Annotated in this window: 18 protein-coding genes; 8 read left to right on the top strand and 10 right to left on the bottom strand. The window is 34.6% G+C overall.

What is annotated here, in order from left to right; genetic code table 11:
- Positions 1–23: 23 nt before the first annotated feature.
- From ABDW27_RS11975 to ABDW27_RS11995, 5 genes are all read right to left on the bottom strand, one after another.
- A complete protein-coding gene (locus tag ABDW27_RS11975) occupies positions 24–4,571 on the bottom strand; it encodes a PorP/SprF family type IX secretion system membrane protein (RefSeq protein WP_343696122.1) in 4,548 nt (1,515 codons plus the stop codon).
- Position 4,572: 1 nt separating this feature from the next.
- Positions 4,573–6,051, bottom strand: coding sequence for a gliding motility protein SprC (gene sprC, locus ABDW27_RS11980; protein ID WP_343696123.1), 1,479 nt, complete (start codon positions 6,049–6,051; stop codon positions 4,573–4,575).
- Positions 6,048–6,455, bottom strand: a complete 408-nt coding sequence (locus ABDW27_RS11985; RefSeq protein WP_343696124.1) for a hypothetical protein — start codon at positions 6,453–6,455, stop codon at positions 6,048–6,050. Before ABDW27_RS11985 ends, sprC begins: the two co-directional genes overlap by 4 nt.
- Positions 6,456–6,554: 99 nt before the next feature.
- A complete protein-coding gene (locus tag ABDW27_RS11990) occupies positions 6,555–7,847 on the bottom strand; it encodes a hypothetical protein (RefSeq protein ID WP_343696125.1) in 1,293 nt (430 codons plus the stop codon).
- Positions 7,848–8,034: 187 nt separating this feature from the next.
- The gene (locus tag ABDW27_RS11995) at positions 8,035–8,487 is read right to left on the bottom strand and encodes a hypothetical protein (RefSeq protein WP_343696126.1); all 453 of its coding nucleotides are present in this window, start codon (positions 8,485–8,487) and stop codon (positions 8,035–8,037) included.
- A gap of 435 nt (positions 8,488–8,922) precedes the next feature.
- Between ABDW27_RS11995 and ABDW27_RS12000 the strand changes: the two genes are divergently transcribed.
- The 4 genes from ABDW27_RS12000 (at position 8,923) to recA (ending at position 12,246) form a co-directional block, all read left to right on the top strand.
- The gene (locus ABDW27_RS12000) at positions 8,923–10,071 is read left to right on the top strand and encodes a DNA polymerase III subunit delta' (protein ID WP_343696127.1); all 1,149 of its coding nucleotides are present in this window, start codon (positions 8,923–8,925) and stop codon (positions 10,069–10,071) included.
- Positions 10,072–10,078: 7 nt separating this feature from the next.
- The gene (locus tag ABDW27_RS12005; protein WP_343696128.1) at positions 10,079–10,462 is read left to right on the top strand and encodes a DoxX family protein; all 384 of its coding nucleotides are present in this window, start codon (positions 10,079–10,081) and stop codon (positions 10,460–10,462) included.
- A gap of 111 nt (positions 10,463–10,573) precedes the next feature.
- On the top strand, positions 10,574–11,083 hold the full coding sequence (locus ABDW27_RS12010; protein ID WP_343696129.1) for an acyl-CoA thioesterase: 510 nt from the start codon (positions 10,574–10,576) through the stop codon (positions 11,081–11,083).
- Positions 11,084–11,238: 155 nt separating this feature from the next.
- Positions 11,239–12,246 (top strand): recombinase RecA, encoded by a 1,008-nt coding sequence (gene recA / locus ABDW27_RS12015; RefSeq protein ID WP_073415200.1) that lies wholly within the window; start codon positions 11,239–11,241, stop codon positions 12,244–12,246.
- Positions 12,247–12,801: 555 nt separating this feature from the next.
- On the opposite strand, the gene ABDW27_RS12020 is transcribed toward recA, so the two are convergent.
- Entirely contained in the window at positions 12,802–13,560 is a 759-nt protein-coding gene (locus tag ABDW27_RS12020) for a lysophospholipid acyltransferase family protein (protein WP_343696130.1), read from the bottom strand.
- Positions 13,561–13,873: 313 nt separating this feature from the next.
- Between ABDW27_RS12020 and trpS the strand changes: the two genes are divergently transcribed.
- Both trpS and ABDW27_RS12030 read left to right on the top strand, forming a co-directional pair.
- Entirely contained in the window at positions 13,874–14,848 is a 975-nt protein-coding gene (gene trpS, locus ABDW27_RS12025; RefSeq protein WP_343696131.1) for a tryptophan--tRNA ligase, read from the top strand.
- Between the two features lie 24 nt (positions 14,849–14,872).
- Positions 14,873–15,286: a hypothetical protein gene (locus tag ABDW27_RS12030; RefSeq protein WP_343696132.1), complete on the top strand. Its 414-nt coding sequence runs from the start codon at positions 14,873–14,875 to the stop codon at positions 15,284–15,286.
- A gap of 49 nt (positions 15,287–15,335) precedes the next feature.
- Here ABDW27_RS12030 and ABDW27_RS12035 read toward each other — a convergent pair whose 3' ends face one another.
- From ABDW27_RS12035 to ABDW27_RS12045, 3 genes are all read right to left on the bottom strand, one after another.
- Entirely contained in the window at positions 15,336–16,196 is an 861-nt protein-coding gene (locus ABDW27_RS12035) for a hypothetical protein (protein ID WP_343696133.1), read from the bottom strand.
- A gap of 78 nt (positions 16,197–16,274) precedes the next feature.
- Positions 16,275–16,958 carry a response regulator transcription factor gene (locus ABDW27_RS12040; protein ID WP_343696134.1) on the bottom strand — a complete coding sequence of 228 codons (684 nt, stop codon included), beginning with the start codon at positions 16,956–16,958 and terminating at the stop codon, positions 16,275–16,277.
- On the bottom strand, positions 16,948–18,006 hold the full coding sequence (locus tag ABDW27_RS12045) for a histidine kinase (RefSeq protein ID WP_343696135.1): 1,059 nt from the start codon (positions 18,004–18,006) through the stop codon (positions 16,948–16,950). Before ABDW27_RS12045 ends, ABDW27_RS12040 begins: the two co-directional genes overlap by 11 nt.
- Positions 18,007–18,191: 185 nt before the next feature.
- Here ABDW27_RS12045 and ABDW27_RS12050 point away from each other — a divergent pair, with 185 nt between their 5' ends.
- Both ABDW27_RS12050 and ABDW27_RS12055 read left to right on the top strand, forming a co-directional pair.
- Complete coding sequence (locus tag ABDW27_RS12050; RefSeq protein WP_343696136.1) at positions 18,192–19,325, top strand: acyltransferase; 1,134 nt, start codon at positions 18,192–18,194, stop codon at positions 19,323–19,325.
- Entirely contained in the window at positions 19,312–19,815 is a 504-nt protein-coding gene (locus ABDW27_RS12055) for a hypothetical protein (RefSeq protein WP_343696137.1), read from the top strand. The genes ABDW27_RS12050 and ABDW27_RS12055 overlap by 14 nt, the downstream gene beginning before the upstream one ends.
- Here the strand turns inward: ABDW27_RS12055 and dprA are convergent.
- Complete coding sequence (gene dprA / locus ABDW27_RS12060; protein WP_343696138.1) at positions 19,812–20,912, bottom strand: DNA-processing protein DprA; 1,101 nt, start codon at positions 20,910–20,912, stop codon at positions 19,812–19,814. The two genes, ABDW27_RS12055 and dprA, sit on opposite strands and share 4 nt — an antisense overlap.
- Between the last annotated feature and the right edge of the window lie 115 nt (positions 20,913–21,027).

The raw sequence follows: 21,027 nt of genomic DNA on the forward strand, positions 1-21,027 counted from the left end.
GAAGTCGCCATCTATATTCTATATTAATTTTCAACTTTTACAATTGCCATTTTCCCGTTATATGGCGATTTACCTTTTGCTTCTAATGCTTTCGTTGCATCTTGTAAGCTGTCAAATTTCTCATAATAGATGTAATACTTACTTGTGGTTACATTATAGAAGAAATTAATATTTGAAAGCCCTGATGCTACAGCTTTAGTCAAGAATTCATCTCGTTTTTCAACACTGTTATGAACTGCAAGAATCATATAATAACCACTATCAGAATTTTTAATATTCTTGATAATCTGCATATTTGACTGATCTTCTCCAAAATCAAAATCAGCGGCTGTTAACGGCGTACTGCTTGGTTTCGTAGTTTCTTTAATACGTTTAAGAGCAGCTAAATCCTGTGCATATCTTCCCTGATCATTCTCATATGCTGCACGTTTAATTCTACGTTTTTTCTCAATTTCAGTTTCAGCTTTAATACGCTCTAAATCGGCTAGTAATGCTGCTCCATCTTGTTCCATTTTTAATTGAGCTGCTTTTAATTGATTTATCTTTTCAAGATAAGCTTTGTTTAAAGCATCATTTTTATTAGGAACTTTTTTCAGCCTTTCGTTATATAAATTCGTCAGTTTCGCAATTTCATCTTTTTGGATTCTGCTTGCATCAGCTAGTTGTGCTTTTAACGCCTCTATCTGACTATTCTCTGCAGCAACACTCTTGAATGGTTTAGGTTCTTTATAAATACCTTTTTCACTTAAATCATTCTCTTCTTTTAAGTCATTCAAGTCTTTTTGTTTATTCGCTACAGTAGATTTAAACTGATCTAATAAATCACTTTGTGTTTTCTCTGAAGTTTCAATAGACTGAGTTAAGCTTTCAATTGCTTTTGCTGTTTCGTCTTTTGCAGCGGCAGCTCTTGCAGCAGCTTCTGCATCTGCTTTAGCTTTTTCAGCAGCTAATGCAGCCTGACGTTCTTCCTCAGCTTTTAATTGTCTTGATTCTTCTTCAGCTCTTAATTTTTCATTTGCTTCTGCATCCGCTTTTGCTTTAGCTTCAGCTAACAACTTAGCTTGTGCCGCTTCCATATCTGCTTTTGCTTTTGCATCTGCAGCTAATTTCGCCTGACGAGCTTCTTCGTCTGCTTTGGCTTTCGCTTCTGCTGCTTGTTTAGCTTGTAATGCTTCTGCATCTGCCTTAGCTTTTGCTTCCGCTGCTAACTTAGCCTGAAGGGCTTCTGCATCCGCTTTTGCTTTTGCGTCTGCTGCTAATTTTGCCTGACGAGCTTCTTCGTCTGCTTTAGCTTTCGCTTCTGCTGCTTGTTTAGCTTGTAATGCTTCTGCATCCGCCTTAGCTTTTGCTTCCGCTGCTAACTTAGCCTGAAGTGCTTCTGCATCTGCTTTTGCTTTTGCGTCAGCAGCTAATTTCGCCTGTCGAGCTTCTTCGTCTGCTTTGGCTTTTGCTTCTGCTGCTTGTTTAGCTTGTAATGCTTCTGCATCCGCCTTAGCTTTTGCTTCCGCTGCTAACCTAGCCTGAAGTGCTTCTGCATCGGCTTTCGCTTTTGCGTCTGCAGCTAATTTCGCCTGACGAGCTTCTTCGTCTGCTTTGGCTTTTGCTTCTGCTGCTTGTTTAGCTTGTAATGCTTCTGCATCCGCTTTTGCTTTTGCATCAGCCGCTAATTTCGCCTGACGAGCTTCTTCGTCTGCTTTAGCTTTCGCTTCTGCTGCTTGTTTAGCTTGTAATGCTTCTGCATCCGCCTTAGCTTTTGCATCGGCTGCTAACTTAGCCTGAAGGGCTTCTGCATCGGCTTTTGCTTTTGCATCTGCAGCTAATTTCGCCTGACGAGCTTCTTCATCAGCTTTTGCTTTCGCTTCTGCTGCTTGTTTAGCTTGTAATGCTTCTGCATCCGCCTTAGCTTTTGCTTCCGCTGCTAACTTAGCCTGAAGAGCTTCTGCATCGGCTTTCGCTTTTGCGTCTGCAGCTAATTTTGCCTGACGAGCTTCTTCAGCTTCTCTTAATTGTTTTTCTTCTGCTTCTGCTTTTGCCTTCGCTGTTGCTTCTGCATCAGCTTTAACTCTTGCGTCAGCAATTAGTTTAGCTTGTAAAGCTTCCATATCCGCTTTAGCTTTTGCATCAGCAGCTAATCTTGCTTGTTCAGCTTCAGCGTCTGCTTTTGCTTTTGCTTCAGCAGCTAATTTCGCCTGACGAGCTTCTTCATCTGCTTTGGCTTTCGCTTCTGCTGCTTGTTTAACTTGTAATGCTTCTGCATCCGCTTTTGCTTTTGCGTCCGCTGCTAATTTTGCTTGTAATGCCTCCGCATCGGCTTTTGCTTTTGCTTCTGCAGCTAGTTTTGCTTGAGCTTCAGCGTCAGCTTTTGCTTTTGCATCAGCTACTAATTTTGCCTGAAGTGCTTCTGCATCTGCTTTTGCTTTTGCTTCTGCATCCAGTTTAGCCTGAGCTTCAGCTTCTGCTTTTGCTTTCGCTTCTTCAGCTTGTTTTATTTTTAATGCTTCTGCATCCGCTTTCGCTTTTGCTTCTGCAGCGATAATTGCTTGTCTCGCTTCTGCATCTGCTTTTGCTTTTGCATCAGCAGCTAATTTTTCTTTTAATGCAGCTTCTGCGGCAGCCTTTTCTTTTGCAGCAGCTGCAGCTTTAGCTCTATTTGCAGCGTCGATTGCCGCTTTAGTTTTTGCTTCAGAAGCCGCTTTTGCTTTCGCTTCTGCTGCTAATCTTGCCTGAAGAGCATCAGAGTCTGCTTTTGCTTTTGCATCAGCAGCTAAGATTGATTGTAAATCTGCTTCTTCTGCTTTTGCTTTTGCATCGGCTTTACGTTTTGCTTCTGCAGCATCAGCTTTTGCTTTCGCATCGGCAGCTAATTTTGCTCTCTGCGCTTCTGCATCAGCTTTCGCTTTTTCTGCGGCAGCCAATCTTGCTTTAGATGCAGCTTCGGCATCTGCCTTAGCTTTTTCAGCAGCTAATTGCGCCGGAGTTTTTTGTGGAGCCGGAGCCGGAGCTGTAGCAGCTGCTTGTTTCGCTTTTGCTTCTGCATCCGCTTTTGCTTTTGCATCAGCTGCTAACTTAATTCTTAATGCCTCAGCATCAGCTTTTGATTTATCTGCTGCTAATTGTGCCTGCGTTTTTTGTGCTGCAGTTGCTCCCGGTTTATTGGCAGCAGCTTGTGCTCTTGCAGCGGCAGCGGCATCAACTCGTGCTTTATTATCAGCGGCTAATTTTATTCTTCTTGCCTCAGCATCAGCTCTTGCTTTATCTGCAGCTAATTGTGCTTGTGTTTTATTTTCTGCAGCAATTGCTTTGTTTGCATTAGCCGTTTGTGCTCTTGCAGCGGCGGCGGCATCTGCCTTAGCTTTTGCATCGGCAGCTAATTTTATTTTAAGAGCTTCAGCATCTGCTTTGGCTTTATTGTCTGCTTCTAGTTTTGCTTTTTCTGCTGCTTCGGCATCAGCTTTCGCTTTTTCTGCAGCTGCAAGTCTTGCTTGTTTTGCTTCTGCATCGGCTTTTGCTTTTGCTTCAGCTGCTAATCTTGCTTTTTCAGCACCATCTACTCTTGTTACCGGAGCTGTATTTGTTTTTGGTTTTGCTATTACTGGTTTAGATGTCGTTCTGTTTGGATCTATTATTGATCCTTCTTCGTCATCTCCATAATAGTAATTTCTGTTTTTGAATTTATAGGCAATTGCAAATTCATGAGATCCTCCCATGTTTGTAAAATTGCCCATTCCTCTTTCATAATTGTATTCGATTGCAATGCTAGGTGAAATGTTAACCCCTAGTCCTGCTGAAACGCCATATAAAGTGTTATATCCTGCTTGTGCCCAAACTCCTTGTTTTAGCGAAAGCATTGCCAATCCTGAAAGAACGGTTTTGTCTTTTTTAATCTCTGTTTTTACAATTCCGGAAAATTTACTTTGCTCAAAAAATCCGTAACTGTCTATGTAACCTGTGTACATAGCGTGTAATTCAATTGCTCTTTCCGGATCCTCTTTTACAACACCTGAACCAAAATTGTAAAGAATTAAGTTGTTTACAGATAATCCGAAATCCAGGAATGCAGTTCCGTAGTTAATACCCGGGTTAACTGTTAACAATGTATTTGATGGATAATCTCCGTTTAAAATATCCGGATCGTCAGATATTATTTTTCCTTTATCCAAACCGCTTTGATAAGCTCCAACATTTAAACCAAAGGTTAAGTTATTGTCCTGATCCAAAACGATATTGTGTGCAAAATTGACAACTCCCCCAAACACGGTCATTAAACCATAATTTTGCTGGAATAAACCTATTGCAAAAGCTTCATTTTCTCTAAATCTTCCAGAGTAATTGGCTAAATAGGTTTGTGGTGCATTCTCAAACTGCACCCATTGTCTTTTATTATAGAAACTTGCATAAGCGTTTGTTTCACGAACAAAACTAAATGCAGGGTTTATTAAATATCTATTAAACTTTAATGAATTTCTGATAGGTAAAGAAAACGAAACAACTCCATTCTCATTTTGATTTTGAGAATAGAGTATATTAGAAAAACCGTAAAATAAAGTTATGAATAGTAAAATTTTCTTCATATTATTTAATCACAGTAATTGATCCTTTTTTTTCACCTGCATCGCCTTGAATAACATAGTAATAAACTGGATTTACATTTTTAAAATCTTTAATAAACGAATTAAGTTCTGGATCGTAATTGCTTCCAACATCATCAAACATTACCTCTCCATTCGAACTTAAAATCATCAACTTAGTCGTTGCGGTTTTGTACACATCCGGAATATTCCAATAAGGATAACTACCACTTAATTTTACTATATTCGGTATCACAGTCGTCACTGCATCTAATACAGAGGTTACTCTAAACGTAAACTCTCTTGAAGCGATACATCCTGATTCTTGTGAAATTTTTACTTTATAAATACCTCTTACGGCTACCAGATAACTTGAACTGCTTGCTCCGTTTATAGCAATGCCATTTAGGAACCATTCAAATTTAGGAGTCGTTGCATCAGTTGTTATTGATACATTTAAAGTTTCATTTTCTTGTAATTCATATTCATCTGCAACATCAATACTTGCAGAGAAACTGTTGCTTTTTAAATCAATGCTTCCTGTTGCTTTACATCCTCCGAAATCTACCTCAACAGTATAAATTCCAGAATCTGTTGCTGTAATGCTTCGCGTTGTTGCTGCCAGGGTTACACCGTCTTTTTTCCAAACATAACTGTTTCCTGAAGTTGCTGTTAAAACCGTTCCTGTACCATTTGAACAAAAAGGGTTTCCTAAACTTGAGTCTACCGTTACGGCTGATCCTCCGCCTGAGGAAACAACTGTTACACGATTTGAACTAAAGTTATCATCATCACAACCGCCGTAATTGATTTGTGCGTAATATACTCCCGGAGAATTGGCTACTAACGTTGTACCGCTTTGTCCTGCAATTAACACATCATCTTTATACCATTTATACGTTAAACTTGGATAATTAGCAGGAGATGATGGAGCATCTGCAGGAGTTGGATTATCAACTGTAAGACTTATGCTTCCGCCGGAGCAAATCGTTGCGTTGGCTTCTCTGTTATTGATATAGAACTTATCTGTAAAAATTCTGTAATAAGCAGGAAATGAAGTCTGATCCTGAAAATTTTTAAACCTCTGGCTGTAAACCGGTGTTGCGGTATTACTCTTAACACGAAGGCTGTAAGTATTAGATCCTTTTAAGTTCGTAGGAATAGCAAATTTAATAGTCTGCTGTCCTGTTGAAGGATCATCGACAAACGAGATTTTTGTTGTAGCCGTTGGGGTTGTAAAACTTCCAAGTTCATCAGAAAGCTCTACTTCAAAAGTAGTTCCTGCCGGAAAATTTAAGTAGCTGAATGTTGCGTTGTATTCATTGAAAGGCGCTCCATTCACTATTAAACCAGCACAAATTCTATCAAAAGGCAGCTGTTGACCAACTATTGCCGTTTGAGCATAGGTATGCGATTTAGTAAACAGAATGATACTAAACAGAAAGAAAACTTTAAAAAAAGATAAAGTAGTTTTTCGAATCATATAGTACGTGTTCTTGCTAAGTCTATACGCTCAAAAAACAAGATATCAATGAATGTTTCAGAAAAATCATATTTGTAGTTCTCAATAATATCTTTTGCAAGAATTGATGTAGAACCTAGCAATGAATTTTCGTTGCATTCTGTAGATTGATTTTCCTTATCAGCTGCCATAGTAAGGCTGTCCTTGGGGGTGGACAGCCCTACTATTAACTGATTAGAATTATCTAATTTGCTGATACATTTATCAGCTGATTCGTTGTTTTGATTTACCTCGATTACCGTTTCAAATTTGCAGTCAGAATCAGCAGAAAACGTAGGTTTTGCTGAATTTTGCGCATACAGGCTTAACGAAATAGGAGAAACCAAAAAGAATATATATAAATATTTTTTTGTAGATAGAGCCATTATTTTGATCTTTATTTGGTCCTTTTAAGACGATACATAAATTGTGTCTGGGGACTTTATTAATAAAATTTACGCTTTAAAATAAAAATCGAAATCTATTTATCTATTGCCGCTAGAAGCTGTAATTTTTCCTAATTGTAATCTGTAATCTGGTTTTTTAGGGTTGAAAATATCAATGAATGTTTCTTTGTTGTCACTTTGAGAGTAAACGTTAAAGAATACACTGTTACCATACCAGCTCTCTAAATCTTCATTGTTTGAATTGTATTCAGTAAAGATGTTTCCTTTACATAAGTTGAAATACATTTCCTCAAATTTGATTTTTTTAAGGTTAGCATCATTGATTTCTGTTTTGCTGTCTAATAATACCGCTGGGTTAAATCCAGAGATCACACTTCTTTTCATTTCAAGAGAAGCATTTTCTGCAATGTAAACAGCTTCTTTTACCAATCCTGCCTGAATATCAGCATTGATGTTTTCACTGTCGTTAAGCATTGTAATATTAGATGCAACAACTAAAGTTTGTTTTTTAGTGAAGTCTGTTTCGCTTTTCTTCTCATAAGATTTTACTTCCATACAACGAGAACCGTCTTTTGTACTAGAGAAGTAAGAAGATCTAACTGCTAAAGAGTTGTAGAAACGACATTGTACACCTTGTGTAAATTTGTAATCGTCGTTGATTGATTTGTAAGATACGAATTTTGTAGCGTTAACATCTCCACCCATGAAAGCAAATGAGTCACCACCAGCGTAGCTTACCATAACGTTTTCAAGAATAGTTTTGTTTCCAATACCAGCAAGAGTTAAACCGTTGAAAGTATCAACACCTTTTACTTTTTTACCAGCAAACTCGATTCTTACATATCTTAAGATTCCTGAGTTTGAAGCAACGTTATCTCCTCCGTAAGTAGTTAAAGTTGGATCAAGATCCATGTTGTAAGAACTAACATTACCAAACTTGTTGATTGGCGCATCTCCTAAAATAACTACTCCACCCCAGTCTCCAGCTTTTTTCTGGCTGCGGTTAGAAGTAAATACAATTGGGTCAGTTTCTAAACCATCAGCAATAATTTGAGCACCTTTAGTAACTACCAATGTTCCTTTTGTTTCGAAATCACCAATAATTAAAGTTCCTGGTTCGATAGTTAAAACGGCATTGTTAGTAACATATACGTTTCCTTGCAAAACATAAATATTCCTTTTAAGCAATTTAGTATTAACAGAAATGTTTCCTGCTAAAATTTGATTTGCTTCTCCATACTCTACTTTGTTAGGCTTAAATTCAGTCCAGTTATTCAACCAGTTCGTGTAGCCCATAATTCCTTTCTCTTGTTGAGCACTCATACTTGTTACTGTCAACAGAACGCAGATCATTTGAGTAATTTTTTTCATGATAAAGGTGTGTATTAGGTTAATAATAAATTTGGGTATGCTTAAATGCAAAAACTCTTCTCAATTTTCTAAGTATAATTTCAGAATAATCGAGAACGAGTTGTTGTTGTTTCTTTTTTAAAATGTTTTTAAAATCTACTGATTTACGTAAACACTTTGCAAAAGGTTTTAATATTTTTTGAAATTATTACATTTCGTTCAATTCGTTGAACTCGTGTAATGATTTTAATGTGTTTTCGTAAAATAAAATTGCTGCGATAAGGTTTCCTTTATCAGAGTAAGGCATCATTTTTCTTTGAAACTCAACTGTAGTATCTAAGAAAGTTGTTGTACCGATTGCCTGAGCATCTAGTATTTTTTTGTGATCGCCATCGTCCGGAATACCTAAGTCTGCCATCGTAACACCAGGTTTAGTAACCAAGGCAATGTAAGGGAGAGTTTTTACTAATACTTTAATTCGCTCAATATACAATTCCAAAAGTTCTCCTTTTTGCATACCACTCAATTCTTTTTGATCGTGATATTTACGAATAAGAGCTGTTGTACTAATAATACTTCTTGGAGCGTTTTTTGCCTGCGCAGAAACAGCTGCAGTTGTCATGATAAAAAATGCACTAAATAAAATAATTTTCCCTTTCATAAATTCTTGTATATAATTGGTTGTTGATGAAAACAAAAATATAGAAATTAACTTAAATTGCAACTTTCATTGATTTTTTTTTCAAAAAAAAAGCTTAAAAAAAGCTTAAAAACCAACCTTATGTCGAGGAAATCTGCGTTTTAACGAGGTTTTTGTTAAATTCCGCAAGTCTTGAAACGTAAGATATTTTCTATAAAAAAGTAACTGTTTTTCTCATTAAATAGCCAAAAAAACATTCCGTTTGTCGTTTTAAGCAAAAAAATATTAACAAAAAAGTCTTGATATCTACTCGCATGAAGTAATTTATTAACAAAAGTTAGTTAAGAGAGCGCAAAAATTTTAGCAAAAAACAATCATAATCTCATAAATGAAATGCAGCCCAATAATCTTTAATCGAAAATTTTTGACTACATCATTTTCTGTTATCTTTGCTTCATGCAATTTTCTCAAATTTTAGGTCAGGATTACATCAAAAGTCACTTAATAAAAAGTGCATCTTCCGGGCGAATTCCACATGCGCAATTATTCATTGGGCCTGAAGGAAGCGGTACATTATCGACAGCAATTGCCTATGCACAGTACATTTTATGCAATAATACCGGAAATGAAAATGAAAACGGAAATGATTCCTGCAATCTCAAATTCCAAAACATTTCGCATCCCGATCTGCATTTTATTTATCCAACCGTTACCACCGAAGATGTAAAAACCAAACCCAAAAGTTTAGACTTCATTCAGGATTGGCGAATCTTTATTCAGGAAATGCCTTACGGCGGATTATTTGACTGGTATAAAATTTTGGGCGTTCAAAACAAACAGGGAGAAATCAGGGTTGAAGATGCTCAGGAAGTTTTAAAATCGCTTTCGCTGAAATCATACGAAGGAGGTTATAAAATCATGATTATCTGGATGGCCGACAAAATGAATATTGCGGCCTCAAACAAGCTTTTGAAACTTCTTGAAGAACCTTCAGACAAAACCATTTTTATCCTGATTTCTGAAAATGAAGAAGATATTATCCAAACCATACGTTCTCGCTGTCAGGTAATTCACTTTAACGGACTTCCGGAAAAAGTGATTGCAGATGCTCTGGTTTCTCAGGAAAATATTGATCCAAATCTGGCCAAAAAAATCGCACATCAGGCTCAGGGAAATTTTAATAAAGCACTGCATTTGTTAAAAGAAGACGATTCTGAATATCCGTTTGAGCAATGGTTTGTCAATTGGGTTCGTGCCGCTTTTAGGGCAAAAGGAAATGCGGCAGCCATTCAGGATTTAATTTCCTGGAGTGAAGAAATTGCCGGACTTGGCCGCGAAAGCCAGAAAAAGTTTATTCAGTTTTGCATAGAAATGTTCAGACAAGCATTATTACTGAATTATCAAACGCCGAGTTTAGTTTATATCGAACCAAAAGTGGACAAATTTAAACTCGAAAATTTTGCGCCTTTTGTAAACGGAAATAACATTCACGAAATTTTCAAAGAACTTTCAGATGCGATGTATCACATTGAAAGAAACGGAAATGCGAAAATAATCTTAACCGATTTATCTATAAAACTGACTCGTTTAATTCATAAAAAATAGTCCTCAAATGAATAATGTTGCCTCTATTTTATCATTAGCATTTTTAGCCTTGACATTTTTACAATCTGGCTACGAAAAAATTTTTTACTGGAAAGATAATGTAACCTGGCTTAAAGAACATTTTGCTCAAACGCCATTAAAAAATCAAGTTCCGCTTGCTTTACTTCATCTTTTAATTTTAGAATTGATTTCGGGGATTTTAAGTGTCGTTGGAGCAATTCAGTTATTAACAAACAGCGGTCGTGATTATGGTTTTTATGCCGGAATTTTTTCATGTATCTCTTTGTTAATGATGCTTTTCGGACAACGATTAGCCAAAGATTACGATGGTGCGAGAACCATTGTTATATATTTTATCCCTGCCGTAATGGTAGTTAACTGGCTGAATTAATCAGCCTAAATTTTTTAAGATAAGCCACAGATTTCAAAGATTCGGCAAGATTTTTAATCCTTTTAATCTGTGAAATCTGTGGCAGAAAAAACAAATTTTTATAATAAAAAAATGAATCCAAAACATCCTTCAGAATCCGTAACCATATTAACTGATTTAGTTTTACCGAGCGAAACTAATCCTTTAAATAATCTTTTTGGCGGTGAATTATTAGCCAGAATGGATCGTGCAGCAAGTATTGCGGCCCGCAGACATTCACGCCGAATTGTAGTTACAGCATCTGTAAATCACGTTGCTTTCAACAGAGCAATTTCTCTTGGAAGCGTTGTTACTGTCGAAGCAAAAGTTTCAAGATCTTTCAAAAGTTCTATGGAAGTTTTTATAGACGTTTGGGTAGAAGACCGCGAATCTGGAAACAGAACCAAAGCAAACGAAGCTATTTATACTTTTGTTGCTGTTGACGACACCGGAAGACCTGTTGAAGTACCGGCAATTGTTCCTGAAACCGAATTAGAAATACAGCGTTTTGATGCGGCACTACGTCGTAAACAATTAAGTTTAGTACTGGCTGGAAAGATGAAACCTTCTGATGCAACAGAATTAAAGGCCTTATTTTTGTAATACAAATTGTTACAATTTGAAACAATTTGGAGTGATGAAACTTCAAAAAAAGAAGTATTTTTACACATTCTAGTTCGTCAAATAAAATCAATAAGTTTTTTGATTTTTGATTTTTTTGAAAGCTAAAAAAAATAATTTAGATAATTTAAGATAAGATGAGTTCAGACAAAGAAGCCAAATTAAAAGCGTTACAGCTTACGCTTGATAAACTTGACAAAACCTACGGAAAAGGAACCGTAATGAAAATGGGCGACAGAGCCATTGTAGAGGTAGAAACGATTTCTTCGGGGTCTCTTGGTGTTGATTTAGCTCTTGGAGTAAATGGTTATCCAAAAGGAAGAATTATTGAAATATACGGACCAGAATCGTCTGGTAAGACCACACTGACACTACATGCTATTGCTGAAGCTCAAAAAGCGGGCGGAATTGCTGCTTTTATCGATGCTGAGCATGCTTTTGACAGAAATTATGCTGAAAAATTAAATGTAGATATCGAGAACCTGATTATCTCTCAGCCAGACAATGGTGAGCAGGCTCTTGAAATTGCCGAAAACTTAATCCGTTCCGGAGCTATAGACATTGTAGTAATTGACTCTGTTGCCGCTTTGACTCCAAAAAGTGAGATCGAAGGTGAAATGGGAGATTCAAAAATGGGTCTTCACGCTCGTTTGATGTCTCAGGCTTTAAGAAAATTAACCGGAACGATCAGCAAAACAAACTGTACGGTTTTCTTTATCAACCAGCTGCGTGAAAAAATTGGTGTGATGTTCGGAAATCCTGAAACAACAACCGGAGGTAACGCATTGAAATTCTACGCTTCTGTGCGTTTGGATATTCGTCGTTCTGCACAAATTAAAGACGGTGAAAACGTAATTGGTAACAGAACCAAAGTTAAAATCGTTAAAAACAAAGTAGCACCTCCTTTTAAAACTGCCGAATTTGACATTATGTACGGAGAAGGAGTTTCTAAAACTGGTGAAATTCTTGATTTGGCTGTTGAATTTGATATCGTTAAAAAAGCAGGATCCTGGTTTAGCTACGGAGATACAAAATTAGGACAAGGTCGTGATGCTGTTAAAGCTTTAATTAAAGATAATCCTGAATTAGCAGAAGAATTAGAAGAAAAAATTAAAGCACATATGAAAGAATTAGCTGATGCTTAATTGTTTTATAACAATTTTAAAATCAATGATTTATACAAAAACCCGAAAGATTTTATTACTTTCGGGTTTTTTATTTGAAAAAAAATTTAAAAAAAGACGCAACCTTTTTGTAACAAATTCATCTATACAGTAGACATAATGTTTAATTGGTATTAGCCATAAATACTCAATTCAACATTTTTTTTATAATAAATTTGGTTGGTTGATTCATTAAAAATCCGTTAGTTTCACTCATGGTTCTAACGGATTTTAAAAAATTTTTGAAAAAAAGTTATATTGCAATACAACCTTTTTGTTTTTTTTCGATCTAATATATTATGACATAACCGAGAGTTTAAGTTAAACTCTTAATTATCAAACCATAAATATATAACCATGAAAGAAAAAAGAGTAATGCAGTTGAGTAGAAGAAGAAAAAAAACAAAATTAAAGATTAAGAAAATATTACGATTTATCTCAGAGAAAATCATTCACCGATAAGCTTTTTGAATATTAACGGGGGTTTTTATTTCAAAGAGAACCCGACAATTTGAAAATTTTGTCGGGTTTATTTTTTTATTTTCTTTTTAAATCTTTCTTTTCAAATTCCAGTAAGCCATTGTAAATTATTTGTCTAACGTTGTCACGAAGTTCTTTTCTGTGATCTGGCGTTAATCCTTCTGTTTCAACAAAAGGCAAAATTTTCCCTCTCATCCTTCCCGGACTTCCACTTAAAAAAGTATACGAAAAACGTTCTTTATTGTCGGCAAAAACAATTGGAACAATCGGAATTTGGTGGTCAATAGCCAGTCTAAAAGCACCGTCTTTAAACTCATCCAGTAAAATAGATTCATCATCAGGAACACCGCCTTCTGGAAAAATACAAATACTTAAACCCTGATTTAAGCGGCTTTGAGCTCTTTTAAAAACTTCATTTTTACTTTTAGAAGAATTTCTGTCTACCAAAATACAGGTTCTTTTATAGAAAAATCCAAATAACGGAATCTTTACCAATTCTTTCTTTCCAACAAAAACAAATGGATTTTTAATAATGGCCAGCATCAGCATAATGTCTGTCATTGAGGTATGATTTGCAACAATCATATAACTCTTATTTTTGATAAGCTTTTGTTCCTTCTTGACTTTGTAATAAAAACCCATCCCGAAAAGGATAAATTTAGCCCAAATGCGGGCCATTTTAAAAAAATAGGGATATCCCCTTTCCGAGATAATAGAAATCAGCAGAAATGGCAACATAATCAATATTGGAATCGCCATTAAAATGTAAAACCAAATGCGCCAAAAAATCCAAAAAACAATCTTAAATATTTTCATAGTTTCAAAAGTACTAAAACGCCAATGAATTTTAAACAAGAATTTATTTTGCAGTTTTTTTTACCGCAAAGAACGCAAAGGTTTTTTCGCAAAGGACGCAAAGTTTATTGCCACAGATTGAAAAGATTAAGGGATTTTTTAATCTGTGTAAATCCTTTAATCTGTGGCTGTTTTTTAAAATTTTAAAATATACTTTGCGAAAAAACTTTGCGCCCTTTGCGTTAAAAAACCACAACAAAACTTCCCTAAAACCTTTGCAAACTTTGCGGTTATAAAAAACTTCACGAACTTTGCGTTTAAGAAAAAAACTAGAATGGCAAAAATACTTACTGGTGTTCAGAGTACTGGAACGCCACATTTAGGAAATTTATTGGGAGCAATTATCCCGGCAATTGAATTATCGAACAATCCGGCAAACGAATCTTTTTTGTTTATTGCTGATTTGCATTCGATTACGCAAATTAAAAATGGTAAAACACTAAGAGAAAACACTTACAGCACTGCAGCGGCTTGGCTTGCTTGTGGTTTAAATCCTGATAAAGTGACTTTCTACAGACAATCTGATGTGATTCAAACTGCTGAATTGACCTGGTATTTAAGCTGTTTTTTTCCTTTTCAACGTTTAAGTTTAGCAACATCTTTTAAAGATAAAGCCGATCGTTTAGAAGATGTAAATGCAGGGCTTTTCACCTATCCGATGTTAATGGCAGCCGATATTTTATTGTATGATGCTGAATTTGTTCCAGTTGGAAAAGATCAATCACAGCATTTAGAAATTACTCGCGATGTTGCTTCAAGATTTAATCATCAAATGGGCGAAACATTTGTAATTCCAGAAGCTAAAATTCAGGAAGACACTATGTTAATTCCGGGAACTAACGGTGGAAAAATGAGTAAATCTGCTAATAATATTATCAATATTTTCCTTGATGATAAGACATTACGCAAACAAGTAATGAGTATCGAAACAGACAGTACGCCACTTGAAGCGCCAAAAAATCCAGATACGTGTAACGCTTTTGCCATTTATTCCCTTCTGGCAAATGAAACACAAATTGCCGAAATGAGAGCGAATTATCTTGGCGGAAATTATGGTTATGGCCATGCTAAACAAGCTCTTTTTGAATTGATTACAGAGAAATTCAAAACCGAAAGAGAAAAATACAATTACTATATCAATAACCTTGAAGAAGTAGATGCCTTATTGAAAAAGGGTGCCGCAAAAGCTTCTGTTGTTGCAGACGGAGTTCTTGCAAAAGTTCGAAATGTTCTTGGGTTTGAGAATTAAATTATCTCTTTAAAACATTAATTTATGACAAAAGAAGAGGCTTTAGAAGAATTAATGTATCAAAGTGGTTGTCATGAGAATATAGAAAGTGAAAGATGGGAAAAAGGTTTTCTTGGTCAATTACGCCCATTTAAAGGGGTTTTATATGAAGAAAATTATCATTTGATAATGAAGTCTTTAAAAGTACTTTCTTCAGAAATGGAAAAGGATTTTGTAGATAAAAGAATCATTAGTTCGATTTGGGGAATTTGTCATTTAGGAAGAATGTGGGCACTTTATCCGGAAGGAATGTTGCAAAGCAATAATCTGATTTCAAAAGAACAAGTATCTCAAATTGATAACTGGCTGGTTGACATTTCATATGCTGCTTTTTGCATTTTAGACGGAGCTGGAGAAGATGAAGCTTTTTGGAATTATAATGAAGAAAATAAAAAGTAAATTATAAAAAAAACCTGCTGTTTAGCAGGTTTTTTTATGCAAAATATGTTTATGCTCTTCCTAATCTGGCCAGCAATAAAATCAATCGTAAAACAACGATTATGATAACTATTACAGACCATGTAGACATTCCTCCAGATGAACTGCCGCTGCTGTATTCTCTTTCTTTCTCGGCATCAATTCTGTCTTTGTGAGATCTTATAGTATTACTCAATTCATAATCTATCGGCTTATAATTTACCATTGAATTTACCATTGGCTCTAAAAACTCATTTCGCACGGCTGCATTAACAATTGAGCCTGAAATTTTGCTGTAAATCGCTCTGATTTTCTTGTCGTTTTCTTCAGATCTGAAGTACGAAAGCAAGGCATAAAAACTTCTGTATTTAATAAATTCAATATTTTCTGCACCTGTTGATAATGAAGGATTTTCATCTAATTTATTTACAACAAAATCAAGCTTTGCAGATAGTTTCTGACTTAAATTGTCTAATGAATTTTGAGGCAGATATTCTTTAGCATTCAAAAGATCATCAATAACATCAAATCTATTCTGATCAATATTTTGATCAAAAAATGCATCCAAATCTTTAGATAAAAATTTGTCTATGAATGTTTTAATGTTTTCTTCATTAACAGAAAGCGAGTAATCTGTATTAAACCTGTTTCGGGAATAATTTCTTCGGGCAAAGAAATTATACAGGATTCTGTTATTGGTAATAAACAAAAGTTCTTTTGGAAATTCATTTATTGCCGAAATCAAATTATCAGCTAGTGCAGGATCTAAATTAGGGTTTTGCGATCGCTCAATTTGAAAATGTCGCCTGACTTTTTCAGTGTCTTCTATGCTGAAAGAATTTCGGTTTTCCTGATAAATTCCAGCATTTTCTAGTAGTCCAATTATATTCATTTTTAAGGTTTTGGTGTAAAAACAAAAGTATAATTTTAATTTTTTAAACCTAATTTATTTGTTAAAAATAACCTTATCTTAAAAACGGGTTTTAAAATTTTCGTAGTTTTCTTTAAAGCTTCGGCCAACTGGAATTGTAAAACTTTCTATAACTATCTCATTATTCCCTAAAGCTTTAACTTCTTTTAAGTTGACTAAAAATGATCTATGAATTCGCAAAAAACCTTTCGCAATTAAAGTAATTTCCAAATCACTGATTTTGTGTTTGGCAACAATTGGCTTTTCTTCTTTTAAAATGACTTTGACATCATTTCCCTGACTTTCTAAAAACAAAATTGATTTAAGGAAAATTTTATGCAGCAATCCGTTTGACCTCAGCATTATAAATTCTTCTTCTTTTTCTTGTGTTTCATTTCTCAAAACGCGTTCTATAGCTTTAAAAAAACGTTCAAAAGTTATCGGTTTCAGGATATAATCTACTGCTTCGAGTTCAAAACCTTCAATGGCAAATTCTCTGTATGCGGTTGTAAAAATGGTTTTTGGTTTGGTCTTTAATGATTTTAAAAAATCAATTCCCGTTAAATCCGGCATTTGAATGTCTAAAAAAATCAAATCAACCGGACTGGATTTTATGAGTTTGTAGGCTTCTAATGCATTTCCGGCAGTTCCAACCAAATGTAATTGGTCTATCTTAGAAATATGATTTTCTAAAAGTTTAATTGCGAGCGGCTCATCATCAACTATAATACAATCAATTTTCATTTGCTGGAATTGTTAGTTCGACAATAAATCGGCTGGCTTCGGTTTTAATCGAGCAAAAACTGCGATCGCCGTAAATTATCTTTAATTGATCCTGAATTATTTTTAAACCCATACTTTTTTCGCAGTGGCTTTCTTTTGGAACAAAAGAATTTTCGATTCTAAAAAATGATTTTTCGGCATTAGTTTCAACAAAAACAGAAATAAAAATATTTCCTGAAATACTGGCCGCACCGTGTTTAAAAGCATTTTCTACCAAAGATAAAAACAATAATGGCGGAACCAGGTTTGCAGACTGAATTTGTTCTGTAATTTTCAATTCTAGTCTTGAATCATAACGCAGCTTTTCTAATTCAACATAATCGAAAATTACTTTCATTTCATCTGAAACAGAAATTAATTTTCTCTGGCCTTTGTATAAGATATAATCCAGAATGTTTGAAAGCCTGCTTATCGATTCTGATGTTTTTTGAGAATTGATAATTGACAGCGAATAAATGTTATTTAGCGTGTTGAATAAAAAATGCGGGTTTAACTGCGTTTTTAGCGCCTTTAATTCTAATTCTGCCTTCTCTTTGAGGATTTGTGTAGAATATTGTTTTTCGTGTCTTAAATCGAGCATAAACACAACCGAAACAAAAACAAACGAAGCGGTAACGATCGGGATTACATAATAGCAGAATAAATAACTCAAATCAGTCAAAATAGCAATCAAATCATCCTGAGGATCATCTATAAAAAATGGCTCGGCGATGTAAATGGTAAAGATTCTGTTTAAAACAGAGAACACATATATGCTGGCAATTAAAGAAATCACAAATACAAAATACTGCTTTTTGTAAAAGATCTTTTTTATAAGAATGAAATAAATAAAATTGGCAGATATAATTTGGAAAATCAAATGACACAAGTCATACAGAATAATCATCGAAAATACCGGATGCCTATATTCTGCATAAATTTTGGCTTCGCCTATTAAAAAAAACAAAAGCCAAAAAGAAACCTGAAAAACCAGGTTCTTCCGAATTAAATTATTTGAAATTGTATTCATGATTCAAAAATAGGAAATCGAAATTCAAAACTTTCAGCTTGATTGTAAACGACTGAAATTTGATTACGAACGACAAAAAATGCTGTTGAAATATAATTTTATGCTATTGATATCTAAAAATGCGTCGTGTAAATGATGTTTAAAAAACGCCCGAAAACTGAGACTAGATTTGTGCAAAAAAACAAATGCATTCAAACACCTCTCAAAAAATTATCGGTCTTGATCATCTGCGCGCTTTGGCAATTGTGATGGTTTTAGTATATCATTATCGAATGTTTCCTCATCCGGAATGGATCGATACTTATGGCAGATTTGGCTGGATGGGCGTAGATTTATTCTTTGTTCTAAGCGGATTTTTGATTTCAAAACAACTTTTTGAACAAATCAAAATTTCAAATGAAATTCGCTTTAAGGAGTTTTATGTTAAACGCTTTTTCAGAATTATTCCACCTTATGCCGCTGTGCTTATTTTATATTTTTCTTTTCCTCTTTTCAGAGAAAGAGAAGCTTTACCGCCACTTTGGAAATTCATCACCTTTACTCAGAATATCGAACTCGACATCAAAAATTTTGGAACATTTTCACACGCCTGGTCGTTGTGTATAGAAGAACAATTTTACCTTTTGTTTCCTCTCTTTTTATTCATTTTTTTTAAATTCAAAAAACTAAATTATATCCCATTCTTACTCCTGTTTCTGTTATTTCTAACGATAATATCAAGGATAATTTCATGGCAGGTGTTTATAATTCCGAACTTGAATTCTACAGATTTTTGGAAAATCTGGTACATGAAAATTTATTATCCAACTTACACAAGATTAGATGGTTTTGTTGTTGGAATTCTAATTGCTTATTTTTTTAAATACTCCGGTCAGTTTAGAAATTTCATTCATTCAAATGGCAATCTTTTACTGATTTTGGGTTTAACGATTGTTTTTTTTTCATTTTGGATTTGCCTTGATCAAATGTCAAAACCAGCTTCTATAATTGGATTTACAATTGTTGCTTCAGGTTTTGGGTTAATTGTAATGTCGGCGATCTCAAAATCATCAATTTTAAATAAGAAACAATCTCTATTTTCTGAGCGTCTGGCGGCACTTTCCTACTCTATTTATCTTTCTCACAAAGGAATAATTCACTTAACCCATTTTTTTATTGCGAATCAAAATATAGACAGCGAAAGTTCATTTGTATTAATTATCAGTCTCGCAAACTGTATTCTTATTGGTTATGTTTTTCAGTATTTAATAGAAAAACCTTCTTCAAAAATTAAAAATTATCTCTTAAAAATTAATTCTAAAAACCATGAAAACAACTAGTTTTATTTTATTTATTCTTCTTTCTTTCCATTCAGTTTCTGCACAAGAAACTTCAAAAGACAAAGAAGAAATACACCAGATTTTAAAATCGTTTATGCAGTGTATTATCAAAAAAGACTCTACAACTTTTAATAATTTATTCTTTGAAGGCAATGTAAACTGGATTGGCGTAACCAAAGAAAGAAGTCAGGCCAGAAAACTACAGGCAAAGCCAACCATCACAACAAATTATTTTACAGACACTTATACCTATTTTATCCGCTCAATAATAAGAGATATGAAGAGTGAAGAAAAATTTGAAAATATTGTCATTCAAAACGATGACGCCATTGCCAGCGTTACTTTTGATTATAGTTTTTGGTCTGAAGATTCTATGACAAACTGGGGAAAAGAATATTGGCAGATGGTTAAAATTAACGGAAAATGGAAAATTTCGAGCGTGATTTTTTCAATCGAACTTTCAAAATATTATCCAAAAAAAGGCAATTAAATCGCTTCGAACATTTTTCCCGGCAAAGGTCTTATCAACCCTTTAAGCTCCATATTTAACAGAATTCCGGAAATTCTAAATACCGGAAAATTACATTCGAGTGCAATAATGTCCAAAAGTTCTTTACCGTTTTTTAAAAGAAAATCATATATCTTTTGTTCATCAGGTTCGAGTTCTATAAACAACTGCCGCTGAATTGTTTTTGGTTTCTTTTCGATATCCCAATTCAAAACATAAATTAAATCGGCTGCACTTGTTAATACATTTGCTTTTTGGATTTTGATTAAATCATTGCAGCCCTGGCTGTATTTATCAGTAACTCTGCCCGGAACTGCAAAAACATCTCTGTTATAATCATTTGCAAGATTGGCAGTTATAAGCGAACCGCCTTTATCTGCAGATTCTATTACGATTGTAGCTTCGCTGATTCCGGCAACGATACGGTTTCGGCGTACAAAGTTTTCTTTATCGGGTTTAGAAGAACTCCAAAATTCAGTTATGAAACCTCCGTTTTCTTCCATTTTAGCCATATACTTTTTGTGCACACGTGGATAAACCTGATTTAATCCATGAGCCAAAACACCAACAGTTTGCAAATTATATTCCATCGCAAACTGATGTGCCACAATATCAACCCCATAAGCAAAACCGCTTACGATTACCGGATCAAGTGGCGCAAGATCTTCAATAAGTTTTCTACAGAATTCAGTGCCATAAGAGGTTACCTGCCGAGTGCCAACAATACTGATAATTTTTTTGTTTTTTAAATCTATATTTCCGCCTGAGAAAATCAAAACTGGAGAATCTATACAATGTTTCAATCGATCCGGATAGCTTTCATTTTGAAAAAAAGAAACATCAATTTTATTATTTCTAATGAATTTCAGTTCCTGATCTGCTTTTTCAAAAATACCCGGATCTTTCATGTTTTTGATCAAAACTGTCCCAACTCCATCAATCAAAGCTATTTGACTTGATTTTGATTTAAAAACAGCTTCGGCATTTCCGCAATGAGTCAGCATTTTTTTGGCCATAATATCTCCAACTCCTTCCACTTTTTGCAAGGCTAATAAATAAAATAATTCCTGATCTGTCATGGCTTAAAAATATTATGTAAAATAGAAAATAAAACTAAACTTAAATAAGAGCGCAAATATGCTTAAAATAAAGTAATTTCTTAATAAAAAAAGCATTTTATAAAAGAGGCGACAA

This window comes from Flavobacterium sp. (assembly GCF_039595935.1).
Taxonomy (GTDB): Bacteria; Bacteroidota; Bacteroidia; order Flavobacteriales; family Flavobacteriaceae; genus Flavobacterium.